Consider the following 12,994-nt stretch of genomic DNA (forward strand, 5'->3'; position numbering starts at 1 on the left):
AACAAAAAAATTAAAAACAGCGAAGATATGACAGCAACGGCAAATTTCAGACAAGTGGCGCAATACATCGGGTTGGCGATATGCGGCTTGATGATGCGCACCGCCTTCGGGGTGTTCGGCATCCTTTGGGGCATCATCAGAGAGATTGTAAACGGAGTGTTCCGAGTGGCGATAGGTGTAATCGTGGCTATCCTTTCCACCATTGCCTACTTCGGCTTCATCCTTTGGTCATTAACTCTTTAACCCTTACCGACATGACAAAGAGAAACAGCAAGACGGTAGCGCAGCAGTGCAGATATTACGAGGTGGACAACATCTTCGTGTATATGGTGGAAACGTACATCAACGGCAATTTTGAAACGTTCCGAAGATTGTACCACGAACTAAACAAAGACGCACGGAGGGACTTCATGGACTTCCTTCTCAGCGAGGTAGAGCCGACCTATTGGAGAGAGATACTTAAACAGACAATCTAAAAACGACAGCGATATGAAAGGAACAGACCATTTCAAAAGAACGATACAAATGTATCTGGAACAGCGGGCGGAGGAAGATACGCTCTTTGCGAAGAAGTACCGCAACCCTGCCAAGAACATAGACGAGTGCGTGACCCACATTCTGAACCATGTGCAGAAAAGTGGTTGCAACGGCTTCACGGACGGAGAGATATTCGGGCAAGCCATCCACTACTATGAGGAAAACGAGATAGAGGTGGGCAAACCTATGAACTGCCAAGTGGTGGTGAACCATGTTGTGGAACTCACGGAAGAGGAAAAGGCGGAGGCACGTCAGAATGCAGTCCGCAGATACCAAGAGGAGGAACTCCGCAAGTTGCAGAACCGCAACAGACCGTCAGCGAGAAAAGAAAACCACCCCCAACCCTCATTATTTGATTTAGGCTTATGAAACCGAAGACCAAGATACAGAAAGAGGTGGCAAGACTTTCAGCCAACCTCCGCCCCATATCAACGACACAAATTGAATGGGCATACCGCCACTGCGTTGAACATATCGGCTACCGCACCAAGAAAGGGAACATTACCTGCTCCGACTGCGGTCACGAGTGGCACAGTGACAGTGGACTATGCGACACCCTTGAAGGTTGCACCTGTTCCCAATGCCATGCCAAACTCAAAGTGCAGGACACACGCAAACGTATCTACAAGGAAACGCAATATTTCAGCGTGATAACCATCTGCAAAGGCTATCAGGTAATCCGTGTGGCGCAGGTCAGATGCGAAAGCAGGAAAGGCGAGCCGATGCAATTCTACTGCCACGAGGTTGTGCAGCGTTGGATTTCACCCGACGGTAAGGTTACAGACATGGCGTTGCTCCGTGGCTTCACATTCTATTACTGCGATGTATGGGCATTGTGCAGCGCGATGGAGATAAGACCGCACAACAGCCTATACGATGATGTTGTGGCAAGAAGCTGTGCATATCCCAAAATGAGGGTATTACCTCAACTCAGACGTAACGGCTTCAAGGGCGATTTCCACGGCATTTCCCCCGTGCGTCTTTTCAAAGCCTTGCTTTCTGACCCAAGAATTGAAACCCTTATGAAAGGCGGTGAGATTGAGGTTATGAAACACTTTATTTTCAATGCCCGTACTGCCGATGAATGCTGGGCATCATATCTGATTGCCAAGCGTCACAAGTATCTGATAGACAACTTCTCCATGTGGTGCGACTATTTGCGTATGCTCAACAAACTCGGTCAAGACCTCCGCAACCCGAAGAACATCTGCCCCGAAGATTTCATGGCGGCACACGACAACGCAACCCGAAAGATTGAAACCATACACGAGAAGGAACGAGCAGAGCAACGCCGCCGCTGGGAGATTGAAAGGCGTGAGCGTGAGCAACAGCGGCAACTGCAAAGGGAAAAAGATGCGGAGGATTTCATCGCCAACAAATCCAAATTCTTCGGATTGGTAATCACGGACGAGGAAATAATCATCAAGGTGCTTGAAAGCATAGACGAGTATTACAGCGAGGGCAAGGCACAGAACATCTGCGTGTTCGGCAGTGAATACTACAAGAAAGCCGACACCCTCATACTCTCGGCAAGGATTGGCGGTGAGATAATTGAAACCGTAGAGGTGGATTTGCGGACACTCAAGGTGGTGCAGTGCCACGGCAAGTACAACCAAGACACCGAATACCACGAACGCATCATAGACCTTGTGAACAAGAACGCCAACCTTATCCGTGAGCGGATGAAAGCGGCATAGCATAAACCCTAAAACAACATTGATATGGAAGTAAGAATCGAAAGCATGATTTGTGTGTGGGATGATGCAATTCCCACGATGTTCATTGAATTTGTAAATCTCCTCACTCTCACAACGAGTGAGGAGGGATTGAGAAGGAGTGTGAAGGAGTTTGCCGAGAAGCACGAACTTGACAAGTTTTTCCTTTACGGCTTCGGCTCACACCATTTCTACCTGCATCAACGCTACACGAGCAACCCCGAAATGGTGATGAAGGACAGAGTTCTGTCAGTACATTTTTAATCATCTAAAAAGCAACATTATGGCAACACGAATGACCATCAACGGAGTAAGCACCTGTACGGAAGCAGGTACGGAGAAATATGAGCGTTTCCAATCGGGTATCGGCAGACGCAAGCGGACACTTGTGCAGTACGACTACCGCCATACGGACGGAGAACTGTTCGCTTGTGTCAAACCCACATTGGACGAGTGCCGAACCGCAAGGAACAAGTGGCTGAACGCAAAGCAGGGAAAGGAGGGCAACCGATGAACACGACCTATCAAACGCTGATAGTCAAATTCAGCGAACCTATCACGGCATTGGACGGTATCTTTGACGAAGCCCAAGCGTGGGGAACGAACACCCTCAAAGGGTGGATAGATGATTACGAAAGCACACGTTTCACCGCCACCGACAGCCATACGGCAGTCATCACGAGCGAGTATAATATGGAGTGTGTGAAAGAGTGGCTGCAACGACAGACACCCATTGCCGAGATGCGAGAATTTTGAACAAGTTGGCGGTGTCCGCACCGCCAACACTTAAAACCCTAAAACAACGGATATGATAGCACAGACGATATTACAGCAGATAGGCGGAAGACGCTTCACCGCCATGACGGGAAGCCGTGACTTCATAGATATGGGCAACGGCTTACGGATGAGCCTTGCAAGGAACAAGACAAGTGCCAACCGCCTTGACATCATCTATGATGCAGGGGCAGACCTCTACAATATGCGTTTCTACCGCAGGACATTCAGCAAAAAGACATTCGAGAGCAGAACAAAGGACATTGCCATACACGAGGGCATCTATTTTGATATGTTGGAGGAAATGTTCACGATGGTGACGGGACTTTACACACGCTTTTGAGTGGAGGGGCGGCGAGAGCCGCCCTACTTTCTTTCAGTGAGCATGATGGCGGACAAAGAAAGTAGCAAAGAAACCTTTGTTTCAATCGCTTGTTAGCGATATATAAAATATTATGAGTATCTTTGTAAAAGTATTGATACTCATAATCATAGTAATATTATGTGTGAATTAACAATAAGTCAAAAGCACATCATAACAGAACGAAATAATAGTAAAGGTGAATATCAGCCGGCGTTTATGCAGATTCGTATTCACAATTCTTTTGATGGAAACATCGATGAACTTGATGTCCCAACATTAGGAACTCTTGTTCATGAATACATCCACTTTCTTCAAAATGTATCAACTCCGTGGGGACTATATGATAGTATGGTTCGATATAATATAATGGCGGAAACATATGCTTTTGTAGAAAATGCTACATCTACTATCACTCTCCCATTAAATATTGATTATTCTCAAGGATTGAAGAATAAAATGGATATTGTAGAATGTGGAACAGGATATTGCCCACTTTCAGATACACGGAGAAATAATTTTAAAATAGATGTAAGTGAACGGATTTGCATCCATAGAAACTATAAAAAGGTAAATAATAGAAATTTACCAATAATAACATTAGATATCAGTTTTACGGATGGTTCAAAACAAACCATTGTTTTGGGTGCTAACATTATTAAGGAGAGTATGGCAGCATTGTATCAAATGCTCATAGATGAAACTGCAACTCATGAAGAATTTGACCTCCCATATAATTTAATTAAGATTATTGCAGAACAACATTTTTCTGCAATAGCATCTGATAATATAAAACTGATAACTATTTGCTATATATCTTTGTTTAGCCTTTCTCCTGCTGAAGTTCTAATAGATAACTTAGCATACGCGAATGAAAATCCGGATTTATCTGCAATAGAATTGTTTGAACGGTTCGTCAATGAAGATAAAATATACATCAAGGGAAAAGCAATGTCAGTTTGTGACTTTTTTGATACTCTTATAGACACATTCAAACAAGTCTTTTTTAAAAGTGTCCGAGTCGGAATCGATTATATTGGCGAAGTTTTGGAACGAATTCGTCCTGCCAAAGGATTTGTTCCTATCTTAACTTTGATTACTGATTACCAACCCTTATCTAAGGAACGAATTAAAACGTTAATAGATTTTTTAGGAATGCCTTATAGCTATACAGACAGTGGCGATTTTAATCCACACCTTCATCCTCAATAGATTCCGAAAAATTATCTGATGATATGTTGGCACTAATAGGGCACAATGCATTATTTTCATATTTAACGAGATTGCACAAATATGGTTATGTATGCCCATTGCATTCGTTTTGTGAAAAAGAAAAGTATGATAAAGATGAATGTTATGATGAACCTTGGAATGGGAAAATGTGCCCTATGACGATTATGGGAGATGTGATACATATTAAAGAGAAAGAAGTAAAAATTCAATTTTAACAAACCGGAAAACCTCCGATGAAGTTGTGGTTTCATCGGAGGTTCTTTTGTCTATTTACATTTATGGGATATACAACAGCGCAAACTCCGCTTTTCTCCGTTTGAGCAGCATGGCGTGGCGTTTACCCTTGTAGTTGCAGAAGGCGATATACTCACGGTAAATGTTCCTGTCGCCAGCTTCCAATTTCTTGATTAAGGTACTTTGGGGGAGTGTCTTGCTGCCTAACAGCTTCGCCGGTCCCACATTGTAAGCTAACGTGCCAAGCAAAGTCGAATCAACTCCGAATTTACGGAACATGGCGACAAATTTGCGCAGGTCTTTCCGCAAAAGTTCATCCGCGTCCCATTTTGTCATGGTTCGTGCTGAATACTTCTCGTTTGGCAAAAGTTTGTGACCCCAACCCACGTATGGATGGTGTTTTTCTGAGTGCCAGCCCTCAAAATAGCGACAGCATAAAAAAGCCCGTTCCATAAGTGGCAGACGGTAGATTGCCGCCTGCCCGTCCGTTTCCTCTTGGCGGCTGGTCCGTGCAGATACGGAACAGACCGCCAGAAGCGAACAGAGCATTATCATGAATACACGCATCATTTCAACAAGGGGCTGAAGTTGCCGATGGGAACGATGGTCAAACCGTCATCCTTTACATTCCGGTTGTTGAAGTCAAATTCCAACTCGAAGGAGTTGCCGAAGTTGTCCTCCACCACCACGATGAAGTTGTGTGCTTCTTCACCCTCCGCCGTGTAGTACAGACGGAACTTCCCGTTCTCCAGCAGGTAGCGGTCGTTGGGCAGGAAGGTGATGCCGTTGTCCATTTTCAACTTTCCTTCTCCCTCAAACTGAAAATAGCGGATAGTGTAAAGCGTGTTAGCGAAGTCGCCCTTCTTTTTCAGCTCACAGCGGATTTCCACCGTCTGCCCCTTTGTCACCTTGTTCGGCACGGGCATGACCTCCACCGTGAAGGGATAGGACTGTTGAATGTCCATGTCGTCGTCGCACGATACGAGGGTGAATGACACGGCGGCTATCAGGCATAACGCCACCGCCTTGAAGATGGATGTTCTCTTGTTTCTGTTGTTCAGTATGTTCATTGTTCTTCGATTTTTAGATGGTTGTTTTTTAATTTTTCGTTGTCAGTTGCAGGTACTTGTTCAAGTCCTTGCAACCGTCATAGAGGGAGGAACGGTCGGTGACACGCTCCCCGTATCGCCCCACAAGTGCGGCAAGCGTCCGCCGTCCGGCTTCGTCACGGTCAAGGAAACAGTCGATGCGCCCGTAGCCGTCCAGCAATCCCGCCGCCTTCTCCACGTTGGCGACGGAGTTCAGCACAAGGCAGTCAGCGTTACCGGTTACGCCAAGCGTCACCGCAGAAAGGAAGTCCATGAAGCCCTCGAACACGAGGCATTCGTCAGCCGGAATTTCTTTAGCCATTACCAAAGACATATCTTTTGGCGGGATGCAACCCTTGAAATATCGGCTTCTGACTTCATAGCCACCTGCCATGTTCGGGAAGCCGACGGCAAAATACCGTTTCCCACGAACGCCGTAGTTAAGACGGCAACAGTGACGGGATGCGATGGCGTAAGGGATGCCCCGTTCTGCCAGATACTCCGTCAGCGGTGAACGAAACAACGGAACTGCCTCCACATCCTCAAAGACGGGTTCAATCGGCTTCGGGAGATAGGCGGGTTTTTCCCATCCGGTCACCGTCATGTTGGCGGCTTCCGCTATGAACTTCGCCTGCGTCCTAAAGTCATCGCTTTGCAGAAACTCCCCGGCAAGCGTGAAGATGTCGCCGCCCTTGCCCAAACCGAAGTCGTACCAGAGCTGTTTCGCCACGTTCACACGGAAAGAGGGTGTGCGCTCGCCCCTGTACGGGGCAAGATACCACAGCTCGTTACCGCTCCTTCTAACAGGCTCATGCCCCAGCCGTGCGAGAAAATCCGCAAGCGGCATCCTTCTGACAGCATCTATTTCCGTCCTTTCCATGCCCGTGTCAGTTGATGATGAACTTGATACCGACCCCGAACTGCGTGTGAAACTTCCGCGTGTCGCCACCCCAAAGGCAACGCTCCCGCAGATTGGCAAGCAGGGCTATACGGTCTGCCACGTAGCATTCCACATCGAGCGTCAGCGCGCCGCCGTAGATGAAGGCGTCCCGGTCGTGCAGCGTGGAGCCGTCATGCAGCATTTTCTTCCCCCAATTCACAGACTCATATCCGGCGAGAGCCGAAGCCCCAGCATAGACGAACACGATTTTTCGGGCGTCCGACAGTATCTTGAAGTAATATCCGCCATCCGCCGTGAACTGCGCCACGGGTATCTTGGTGTCCTTATAGGGGTTGTTCTTCAGGAGGTATTCGCCACCGAACACCCACTTGTTCCCCTTCTTCGTGTAAGTGGAGAGTGCCGCCCCGAAACTGTACCCGCCATCCTTGCCGCCGGGATTAAAGCCATCCGCCATATCCGCCCTCACCTCGATACCCTGCATTTTCGGCAGGCATCGCTGGGCGTGCGCCTGCCCCGTGAAAAGGGCAAGCGACGCGATGATTATTGCGATGTACTTTCTCATGGTCAGCGTACTTGAAGTTCGTTGATGGTACCCGCGCGTACCAAATCCTCGTTCTCAATCACGAAGGACTGGTGACGGCCGCCGTTCTTCTCGTTCAGTTCCACCACAAGGCATTTGTCGTCGGGGATGGTGAACTTAGCCATCGTGAAGACCGTGCGTTCACTTTTCTTGCCCGGCACGAGGGTGGCGTAGTTCTGCGCTCGGAGCGGCAGGATGATCTGCTCCTGCATGGCGGTACGCTTCGCCACCTTCTTGTCCACGATTTTCCATGTGATATAGTCCACATCGAAAGGCACGTTGCTCTGGTTCTTTATCTCCGTGTGGAAATAGAGCAATCCGTTATGCGTGTAGATGCCTTTGAGAAGATACTGGATGCCGAAACGCTTGCAGCCGATATGCTTCACCTCCCGTTTGTTCTGTTTGTGGATGGACTTCATGATAAGGCGCACCAGCATCGGGCTTTCGCTGCCCAGCTCTTTCAGATAGATTTCCTGCGCGTTGTTCGGGCGGTTCACCGTGCTGCCGTCATGGATGAAGTCGCACATCTCCACGTTGAGCAACAGCGGTTCGGCGGCGTACTTCACGTTGAAGGTGTAGAAACTGCCGTCTTCCGTGATGACGGACATATTCGTTTCGTTGGGAAAATTTCTCACGGTAGCCTTCACGCGGATGACGTTCTCCGCTCCGTCGGCTTTCCCGGCAATCAGGTCGGGCGAGCCTAAATCGACATAGCGCACCTCCGCCGGAAAGATGACGTGGACAGTCTTGTCGTAGGTCACTTCCAGACCGTGCGGCGGTATCATGCGGTCGAAGGTCAGCTTGCGTGACAGCCCGTGATACAGGTCGCCGTCCGCCTCCTTCTGCGGATAGACCTCCTTTGTCAAGGTCGGCTGTTCATTACTTCCGTTGGTTGTTTCAACGGTTACATTCTCCTGCGCGTGGGCAGATGCGATGCCCATAGCGAGGGCAAACATGATGATTACTTTTCTCATTACTTTTGGATTTTTAGTGGTAAATGTTTTTTTGATTGATTATTGTTTTCAGTCCTTTTCCTGATAGAGCATAACCCTGTACCCGGCTTTCAGATGCACCTTTACGGTTCGCATTTTCTTGGCTATGTACTGGCTTGTGCCTTGTATCAGCCCCTTGCCCAAGTCGGAGGCGAGCTGCGCCCCGGCATTGGTGGAGATGTTGATGCTGCTACCCAACGAACCTCCCATGTTGGCGGCGACCTCCCTGACGGCGTTCATCTCCATCGAGTTCGGGATGAAGATGCCGGGCTGTCCGTCCGTGTCATAGACCGCAAGCTCCACGGGGATAATCGTACCGTCATATTCCAGCGAGGTAATCTCGATGTCGAGCCGTTCCCCCTGTATCTTGCCCGTGCCGACCACCACCGCATTGCGGGGGATTGTCCTGCCCGCCACCGCCATAGGCTCCAGCAGGCGAAGCCTTACTGTCTGCCCATCCGTCACGCTCTGCGCCCCATGCACACACGCCGGTATGGTGTTCCGGTCCGATACCTCTGTAGTGCCGACAGCCGTGTTGAACCCCCGGTTGCGTTCCTGCGAGAAGGTGGCGACAAACTCCGCGTTGCTCATGGGCTGTGCAAGGAAGGAAACGATTTGGCGGGTCACTTGCCTTACGGGTGTCGCCGTGTTCTTCTTTCCCTTCTGCACGGTGGAAGGCTCTGCCGCCTGTTCCGGCTTTCCTCCGTTCTGACCGCCCATGTACTTTGCCGCCAGCTCATAGGACTTCTCCATAAGTGCCACCTGTTCGTCCATAGATGAAGTCCTGCCTTTTTCGCTTTCCAGTTCCGATTCCAGCGAGGCGATGCGCTCCAACAGCTCATCCATCTCGGCATTGTCGTTCTTCGGCTGTTCGTAGAAGTTGCCGAGGGTGGCGTTCAGGTCACGGTAGGCGGCAGCGGAGGATTGGATAGTCTGCGGTGCGGCAGGCTGTGCCTTTTCCTCCTTGCCGCCCGGATTGGCGAGGTCGAAGTTCGTTCCGTCCTCCGTTCCCGCTATCTCGCGGTCGAACATGTCGCTCAACTGCCCGATGGTACGGTTGCGGCTCTCCTGACGCTCTTCCATCTCCCCATGCTCGTAGGCTTTCAACTTGTCGCCGATAATCTGCTTGTTCGCCTTGTCAGCGTCGGGCATTTCGGTGTTGTATCCGTCCGTTCCCGGCGGTTGTTCCTTGCCGGAGGACGGGGCGAATATCAGCCACATCGCCCCAATGAAGACCAGCACCATAGCGGGCAACACGATCATCTTCTGCCGTTTCAGCCGCTGAGCCTCTGTCAGCGGTTCGCGCCCCTTTTTCGGCTTTCCCGTGTCGGGAGCGGCTTTGTTCTCTTTCGTCGGTTCATTCTTCGTCTGTTCCATATGAATAAGGTGTTAAGTGATTGTCTGTTTCCACCGGGGTCGGCAGTTCCACCCGTCCGGCGTGTCCCGTTTCCATGCGTGAGCCGTCGTTTCTGCCGATGTCATAGACGGCTCTGCCGAAGGTATAGAGGGCAAGCACCGCGAAGGCGGCGAGCATCCCCAGCATGATGCGGCGGCGTGTTTCCGGCGGCAAACCGTCCAAATACCCTTTGAGCCTTGCCACCAGCCGTTTCCGTTTGTCGTGGAGCTTCCAGTATGCGCCCCACATTGTTTTTCTGATACTTTTTACTTTCCGTTTCATAATCCGTTACCGTTTGATTGTCTGTAAATCCTTGTTCTCGATGATGGTGAAGCCCTCGATGGTGAAGCCATTGGGGTTGTCGTCCGACCGCGATGCGTTCAGCAGGCGGCAGGTAGTCACGAGGCTGCGCTCGGTGACGTTGCTCTGCCGGATGATTTTCTGCGTGGCGTAAGTCACGGCACGGTAGGGATAGGCGTTGAAGTCACACACCACGCTGTCCACCTTCAACACTTGGTTGATGTTCCCGGCGATGATGCGGTTGTAGTACCCCTTCTCGGCGAAGTCCGAATAATAGTGGTACACGCTCTTGTCTGCCAGCAGCAAGGCACGTTTTACGTTGTGTTCAATCGCGCTTTTTTCAGGTGACAGCGTGAAGAAAAGCTCGTGGAAGCGGCGCACATGCTCCCGTGCCTCCGCTGGACGGTTCTGCGACAGATCCTGCGACAGCGCAAGCATCAGCGATTTGCCGTTGTCCAACACATAGATTTTCTCCCGTTGCTTCTCCGCGAAACGGTAGGAGTTCCACACGCTCCACACCGTCACCACGGCGCACAGCGAGAGGAAGACGATACCGAACAGGCGTATCTGCCTGAACGATGATTCGATGTTTTTAAGTGACTTAAATTCCATTGTTGTTTATTCGTTTTTAATTGTCAGTTGATTATTTCAGCAGTTTCCCGGCACGTCCGACCACGTTTCCTGCGGCTGCACCCGCCACGCTGCCCGCCATGCTTCCGGCTCGTCCCGCCATCTGGTTCACGTTGCGACCGTAACCGCCCATGCCTCCGGCTTGGATAATCCAGCCGGCAACGGTGGGAATGGTGAAGTAGCCGATGATGCCGATGCAGAGGAACACGATATACACCCCGTCGCTCGAATCCAGCGAGAAGTTCGGGTCTGCCTGCATCCGCTCGATGTCGCTTTGCAGCATCAGCACCTGTATCTTCGCCAGTATGGTGCTGAACATGTCCGACACCGGAAGCCACAGATAGACCTGTATGTAGCGGCATATCCACTGCGTGAGCGTGCTTTGGAAACCGTCCCATACCGACAGGGCGAAGGCTATCGGACCGAGTATCGCCAGCACCACGAGAAAGAAGGTGCGGACGGTGTCTATCACGAGGGCGGCGGCTTGGAACAGCAGTTCCAGTATCTCGCGGAAGAAGTCGCGGATGCTCTTCTTCATATTGTACATTCCCCGGTCGATATACATTCCCGCCATCGTCACCATGTCGGAGGGCGACCAGCCGAGTTCCTCCAGTTGCTTGTCAAATTCCTCGTTGGACACGAGGTAGGCGGTTTCGGGGTTGCGCACCATCGCCTCGTATTCCAGCTTGTCCTTCTGCTCCCTGTATCGGTTCATGTCCAGCGTTTCCGCCTCCAGCATCTTTGCCGTGCCCTGTACAACGGGTGAGAGGATGCTGTTTATCGTGCCCAGCACCACAGTCGGGAAGAACATGATGCACAGACCGATGGCAAAAGGACGGAGCATCGGGAATACGTCTATCGGTTCGGCTCTCGCCAGCGACTGCCATACCCGGTAGGCGACGTAGAACAGCGCACCCAGCCCGGCGATGCCTTTCGCCACACCCGCCATGTCCCCACATAGCGGCATCATCTGCTCATAAAGTGAGCGTAAAATCTGATGAAGGTTATCGAACTCCATAGGCTTACCAGTATCTTTCGTTCATGTTCCCGTACAGCCCCATGATGCGGTCGAGGTCGTTCTTTTTCTTTGCACGCAGATAACTCACGGAGATGTTCTTGTTGGTGTAATAGCTCACAAGGTTGCGGTAACGCTTCATTTTGGAGTAGCAGCGTTCCACCACGTCCATGCGCTCCTTGTCGGTCATGGAGAGCGTGGTGATGTTCACCACATTCTTCAGTTCCGTCAACACTTCGTTGCTCTCTTCCAGCAGTTTCGTGTAACCGAAAGCGATTGCCGACAGCTCTTCTGGTCTGAAATTTCCATCACGGAGCATCCTTTGGAAACTGTTTACATAAATGTCGGTGATGTCGCCTACCATCAGGATGGTCTGCTGCACCTTGCGGGCGTCCTTGACGAGATTGTTCACCGATTTGAGGGCATCGTAATACTTTTTGCCCTGCTGATAGATTTTCACCGTTTCCTGAAAGTTGCTCACCATGTTCGTGGCAGTCTTGGAGGTATGGATGATGTTTTTGGAGGCATTGATGATACCCTGCGCCAGATTGCCCGGATCGCTTACGACCCACTGTGCGCTTGCCCTGCCTGCGAAAAGCAGGCACAGGCAGATAATCATTGTTATTCTTGTTCTCATGTTACTTTGGATTTTAGTGGTTGTTATTCTTCTGTCGGGTGTCCCGGCTGCGGTTTCACCCGCACATAGTCGCCGCCCGGCGAGAAGGTCAGCACGTCCGTGGCCTCGTTGTAGGACACGTCGATGCGGAAGCCGGTGTTCATGAACAGGTTGCCGTTTTCCTCCTGCAAGAGATAGGTTTCCGGTTTCAGCTTGCGGCGCAGACCGCTCCGGCGGAACACCGTCACCTTGTAGGCTTCGCCCTCCTTGTAGATAAGCACATCGGGCTTCCCCTCCACGCTCTCCCAGTTCCCGCACAGCATATCACGGAGGTTGTCGGCCACGTCGCAGGATTGCAGCATCATGACCGCCAATCCGATCAGACACTTGCTGACTTGCAGCATTTTCACTGTCTGTAAATTCATACGCATTTTTCTTTTTTCGTTGATAAATTCATTTTTAATTGTTGGTTGTTTCCTTGTTTCTCCGCTTCTCGGCAAGTTGCCGGATGGCGGCTTCGATGTCGCCGCCCAACTTCTCCGCCAGATGGTAAACCTCCACTTTCTCCGTTTCCTCGGTGGTGTACGCGTAGGCTAAGCACCCAGCGCCTTGTCATATTTCT

Annotated in this window: 20 protein-coding genes and 2 pseudogenes; 10 read left to right on the top strand and 12 right to left on the bottom strand. The window is 50.5% G+C overall.

Annotated elements, in window-relative coordinates:
* Positions 1 to 27: 27 nt before the first annotated feature.
* From HMPREF2794_RS17600 to HMPREF2794_RS17640, 10 genes are all read left to right on the top strand, one after another.
* The gene (locus tag HMPREF2794_RS17600; protein ID WP_004348429.1) at positions 28 to 243 is read left to right on the top strand and encodes a hypothetical protein; all 216 of its coding nucleotides are present in this window, start codon (positions 28 to 30) and stop codon (positions 241 to 243) included.
* Between the two features lie 11 nt (positions 244 to 254).
* Complete coding sequence (locus HMPREF2794_RS27925) at positions 255 to 476, top strand: hypothetical protein (RefSeq protein WP_004348431.1); 222 nt, start codon at positions 255 to 257, stop codon at positions 474 to 476.
* 13 nt (positions 477 to 489) lie between these two features.
* Positions 490 to 906 carry a PcfK-like family protein gene (locus HMPREF2794_RS17605; RefSeq protein ID WP_007487599.1) on the top strand — a complete coding sequence of 139 codons (417 nt, stop codon included), beginning with the start codon at positions 490 to 492 and terminating at the stop codon, positions 904 to 906.
* On the top strand, positions 903 to 2,234 hold the full coding sequence (locus HMPREF2794_RS17610) for a PcfJ domain-containing protein (RefSeq protein ID WP_007487601.1): 1,332 nt from the start codon (positions 903 to 905) through the stop codon (positions 2,232 to 2,234). Before HMPREF2794_RS17605 ends, HMPREF2794_RS17610 begins: the two co-directional genes overlap by 4 nt.
* A gap of 24 nt (positions 2,235 to 2,258) precedes the next feature.
* Positions 2,259 to 2,516, top strand: a complete 258-nt coding sequence (locus HMPREF2794_RS17615; protein ID WP_007487603.1) for a hypothetical protein — start codon at positions 2,259 to 2,261, stop codon at positions 2,514 to 2,516.
* 19 nt (positions 2,517 to 2,535) lie between these two features.
* A complete protein-coding gene (locus HMPREF2794_RS17620) occupies positions 2,536 to 2,766 on the top strand; it encodes a DUF3873 domain-containing protein (RefSeq protein WP_007487606.1) in 231 nt (76 codons plus the stop codon).
* The gene (locus HMPREF2794_RS17625; protein ID WP_009037596.1) at positions 2,706 to 3,008 is read left to right on the top strand and encodes a DUF6956 domain-containing protein; all 303 of its coding nucleotides are present in this window, start codon (positions 2,706 to 2,708) and stop codon (positions 3,006 to 3,008) included. Before HMPREF2794_RS17620 ends, HMPREF2794_RS17625 begins: the two co-directional genes overlap by 61 nt.
* A 52-nt stretch (positions 3,009 to 3,060) precedes the next feature.
* Positions 3,061 to 3,369, top strand: coding sequence for a hypothetical protein (locus tag HMPREF2794_RS17630; protein ID WP_004348438.1), 309 nt, complete (start codon positions 3,061 to 3,063; stop codon positions 3,367 to 3,369).
* A 159-nt stretch (positions 3,370 to 3,528) separates the two neighbouring features.
* The gene (locus HMPREF2794_RS17635; RefSeq protein ID WP_004348439.1) at positions 3,529 to 4,599 is read left to right on the top strand and encodes a hypothetical protein; all 1,071 of its coding nucleotides are present in this window, start codon (positions 3,529 to 3,531) and stop codon (positions 4,597 to 4,599) included.
* A 23-nt stretch (positions 4,600 to 4,622) separates the two neighbouring features.
* Entirely contained in the window at positions 4,623 to 4,835 is a 213-nt protein-coding gene (locus HMPREF2794_RS17640; RefSeq protein ID WP_007487609.1) for a hypothetical protein, read from the top strand.
* A 61-nt stretch (positions 4,836 to 4,896) separates the two neighbouring features.
* Here the strand turns inward: HMPREF2794_RS17640 and HMPREF2794_RS17645 are convergent, their stop codons facing one another.
* The 12 genes and pseudogenes from HMPREF2794_RS17645 to HMPREF2794_RS28535 all read right to left on the bottom strand — a co-directional run.
* Positions 4,897 to 5,424 (bottom strand): glycoside hydrolase family protein, encoded by a 528-nt coding sequence (locus HMPREF2794_RS17645; RefSeq protein WP_007487610.1) that lies wholly within the window; start codon positions 5,422 to 5,424, stop codon positions 4,897 to 4,899.
* A complete protein-coding gene (locus HMPREF2794_RS17650; protein ID WP_004348441.1) occupies positions 5,421 to 5,924 on the bottom strand; it encodes a DUF3872 domain-containing protein in 504 nt (167 codons plus the stop codon). Before HMPREF2794_RS17650 ends, HMPREF2794_RS17645 begins: the two co-directional genes overlap by 4 nt.
* A pseudogene (locus HMPREF2794_RS17655) lies at positions 5,921 to 6,822 on the bottom strand (toprim domain-containing protein). Before HMPREF2794_RS17655 ends, HMPREF2794_RS17650 begins: the two are co-directional and overlap by 4 nt.
* 7 nt (positions 6,823 to 6,829) lie before the next feature.
* Positions 6,830 to 7,405: a conjugal transfer protein TraO gene (locus tag HMPREF2794_RS17660; RefSeq protein ID WP_004348443.1), complete on the bottom strand. Its 576-nt coding sequence runs from the start codon at positions 7,403 to 7,405 to the stop codon at positions 6,830 to 6,832.
* Positions 7,406 to 7,407: 2 nt separating this feature from the next.
* Entirely contained in the window at positions 7,408 to 8,397 is a 990-nt protein-coding gene (gene traN, locus HMPREF2794_RS17665) for a conjugative transposon protein TraN (protein ID WP_004348444.1), read from the bottom strand.
* Between the two features lie 48 nt (positions 8,398 to 8,445).
* Positions 8,446 to 9,792, bottom strand: a complete 1,347-nt coding sequence (gene traM, locus HMPREF2794_RS17670; RefSeq protein WP_004348445.1) for a conjugative transposon protein TraM — start codon at positions 9,790 to 9,792, stop codon at positions 8,446 to 8,448.
* The gene (locus HMPREF2794_RS17675; protein WP_004348446.1) at positions 9,773 to 10,060 is read right to left on the bottom strand and encodes a TraL conjugative transposon family protein; all 288 of its coding nucleotides are present in this window, start codon (positions 10,058 to 10,060) and stop codon (positions 9,773 to 9,775) included. The genes traM and HMPREF2794_RS17675 overlap by 20 nt, the downstream gene beginning before the upstream one ends.
* A 39-nt stretch (positions 10,061 to 10,099) precedes the next feature.
* Positions 10,100 to 10,723: a conjugative transposon protein TraK gene (gene traK, locus HMPREF2794_RS17680; protein WP_004348447.1), complete on the bottom strand. Its 624-nt coding sequence runs from the start codon at positions 10,721 to 10,723 to the stop codon at positions 10,100 to 10,102.
* A 31-nt stretch (positions 10,724 to 10,754) separates the two neighbouring features.
* Positions 10,755 to 11,759, bottom strand: coding sequence for a conjugative transposon protein TraJ (gene traJ, locus HMPREF2794_RS17685; RefSeq protein ID WP_002560977.1), 1,005 nt, complete (start codon positions 11,757 to 11,759; stop codon positions 10,755 to 10,757).
* Positions 11,760 to 11,763: 4 nt separating this feature from the next.
* A complete protein-coding gene (locus HMPREF2794_RS17690) occupies positions 11,764 to 12,393 on the bottom strand; it encodes a DUF4141 domain-containing protein (protein ID WP_002560978.1) in 630 nt (209 codons plus the stop codon).
* Positions 12,394 to 12,416: 23 nt separating this feature from the next.
* Positions 12,417 to 12,797, bottom strand: a complete 381-nt coding sequence (locus HMPREF2794_RS17695; RefSeq protein WP_004348448.1) for a DUF3876 domain-containing protein — start codon at positions 12,795 to 12,797, stop codon at positions 12,417 to 12,419.
* A gap of 34 nt (positions 12,798 to 12,831) precedes the next feature.
* Positions 12,832 to 12,960: pseudogene (locus HMPREF2794_RS28535) on the bottom strand (TraG family conjugative transposon ATPase); the annotation flags it as partial.
* Between the last annotated feature and the right edge of the window lie 34 nt (positions 12,961 to 12,994).

Origin of the sequence: Bacteroides sp. HMSC067B03 (assembly GCF_001811315.1) — a bacterium.
GTDB lineage: Bacteria > Bacteroidota > Bacteroidia > Bacteroidales > Bacteroidaceae > Bacteroides > Bacteroides faecis.

Bases quoted from the DNA above. Each gene is read 5' to 3' on its own strand.
- traJ (WP_002560977.1), bottom strand. From the start codon at position 11,759: ATGGAGTTCGATAACCTTCATCAGATTTTACGCTCACTTTATGAGCAG.
- HMPREF2794_RS17600 (WP_004348429.1), top strand. From the start codon at position 28: ATGACAGCAACGGCAAATTTCAGACAAGTGGCGCAATACATCGGGTTG.
- HMPREF2794_RS17610 (WP_007487601.1), top strand. From the start codon at position 903: ATGAAACCGAAGACCAAGATACAGAAAGAGGTGGCAAGACTTTCAGCC.
- HMPREF2794_RS17605 (WP_007487599.1), top strand. From the start codon at position 490: ATGAAAGGAACAGACCATTTCAAAAGAACGATACAAATGTATCTGGAA.
- HMPREF2794_RS17645 (WP_007487610.1), bottom strand. From the start codon at position 5,424: ATGATGCGTGTATTCATGATAATGCTCTGTTCGCTTCTGGCGGTCTGT.
- HMPREF2794_RS17615 (WP_007487603.1), top strand. From the start codon at position 2,259: ATGGAAGTAAGAATCGAAAGCATGATTTGTGTGTGGGATGATGCAATT.
- HMPREF2794_RS17660 (WP_004348443.1), bottom strand. From the start codon at position 7,405: ATGAGAAAGTACATCGCAATAATCATCGCGTCGCTTGCCCTTTTCACG.
- HMPREF2794_RS17675 (WP_004348446.1), bottom strand. From the start codon at position 10,060: ATGTGGGGCGCATACTGGAAGCTCCACGACAAACGGAAACGGCTGGTG.
- HMPREF2794_RS27925 (WP_004348431.1), top strand. From the start codon at position 255: ATGACAAAGAGAAACAGCAAGACGGTAGCGCAGCAGTGCAGATATTAC.
- HMPREF2794_RS17640 (WP_007487609.1), top strand. From the start codon at position 4,623: ATGTTGGCACTAATAGGGCACAATGCATTATTTTCATATTTAACGAGA.
- traN (WP_004348444.1), bottom strand. From the start codon at position 8,397: ATGAGAAAAGTAATCATCATGTTTGCCCTCGCTATGGGCATCGCATCT.
- HMPREF2794_RS17650 (WP_004348441.1), bottom strand. From the start codon at position 5,924: ATGAACATACTGAACAACAGAAACAAGAGAACATCCATCTTCAAGGCG.
- HMPREF2794_RS17620 (WP_007487606.1), top strand. From the start codon at position 2,536: ATGGCAACACGAATGACCATCAACGGAGTAAGCACCTGTACGGAAGCA.
- traK (WP_004348447.1), bottom strand. From the start codon at position 10,723: ATGGAATTTAAGTCACTTAAAAACATCGAATCATCGTTCAGGCAGATA.
- HMPREF2794_RS17630 (WP_004348438.1), top strand. From the start codon at position 3,061: ATGATAGCACAGACGATATTACAGCAGATAGGCGGAAGACGCTTCACC.
- HMPREF2794_RS17690 (WP_002560978.1), bottom strand. From the start codon at position 12,393: ATGAGAACAAGAATAACAATGATTATCTGCCTGTGCCTGCTTTTCGCA.
- HMPREF2794_RS17635 (WP_004348439.1), top strand. From the start codon at position 3,529: ATGTGTGAATTAACAATAAGTCAAAAGCACATCATAACAGAACGAAAT.
- traM (WP_004348445.1), bottom strand. From the start codon at position 9,792: ATGGAACAGACGAAGAATGAACCGACGAAAGAGAACAAAGCCGCTCCC.
- HMPREF2794_RS17695 (WP_004348448.1), bottom strand. From the start codon at position 12,797: ATGAATTTACAGACAGTGAAAATGCTGCAAGTCAGCAAGTGTCTGATC.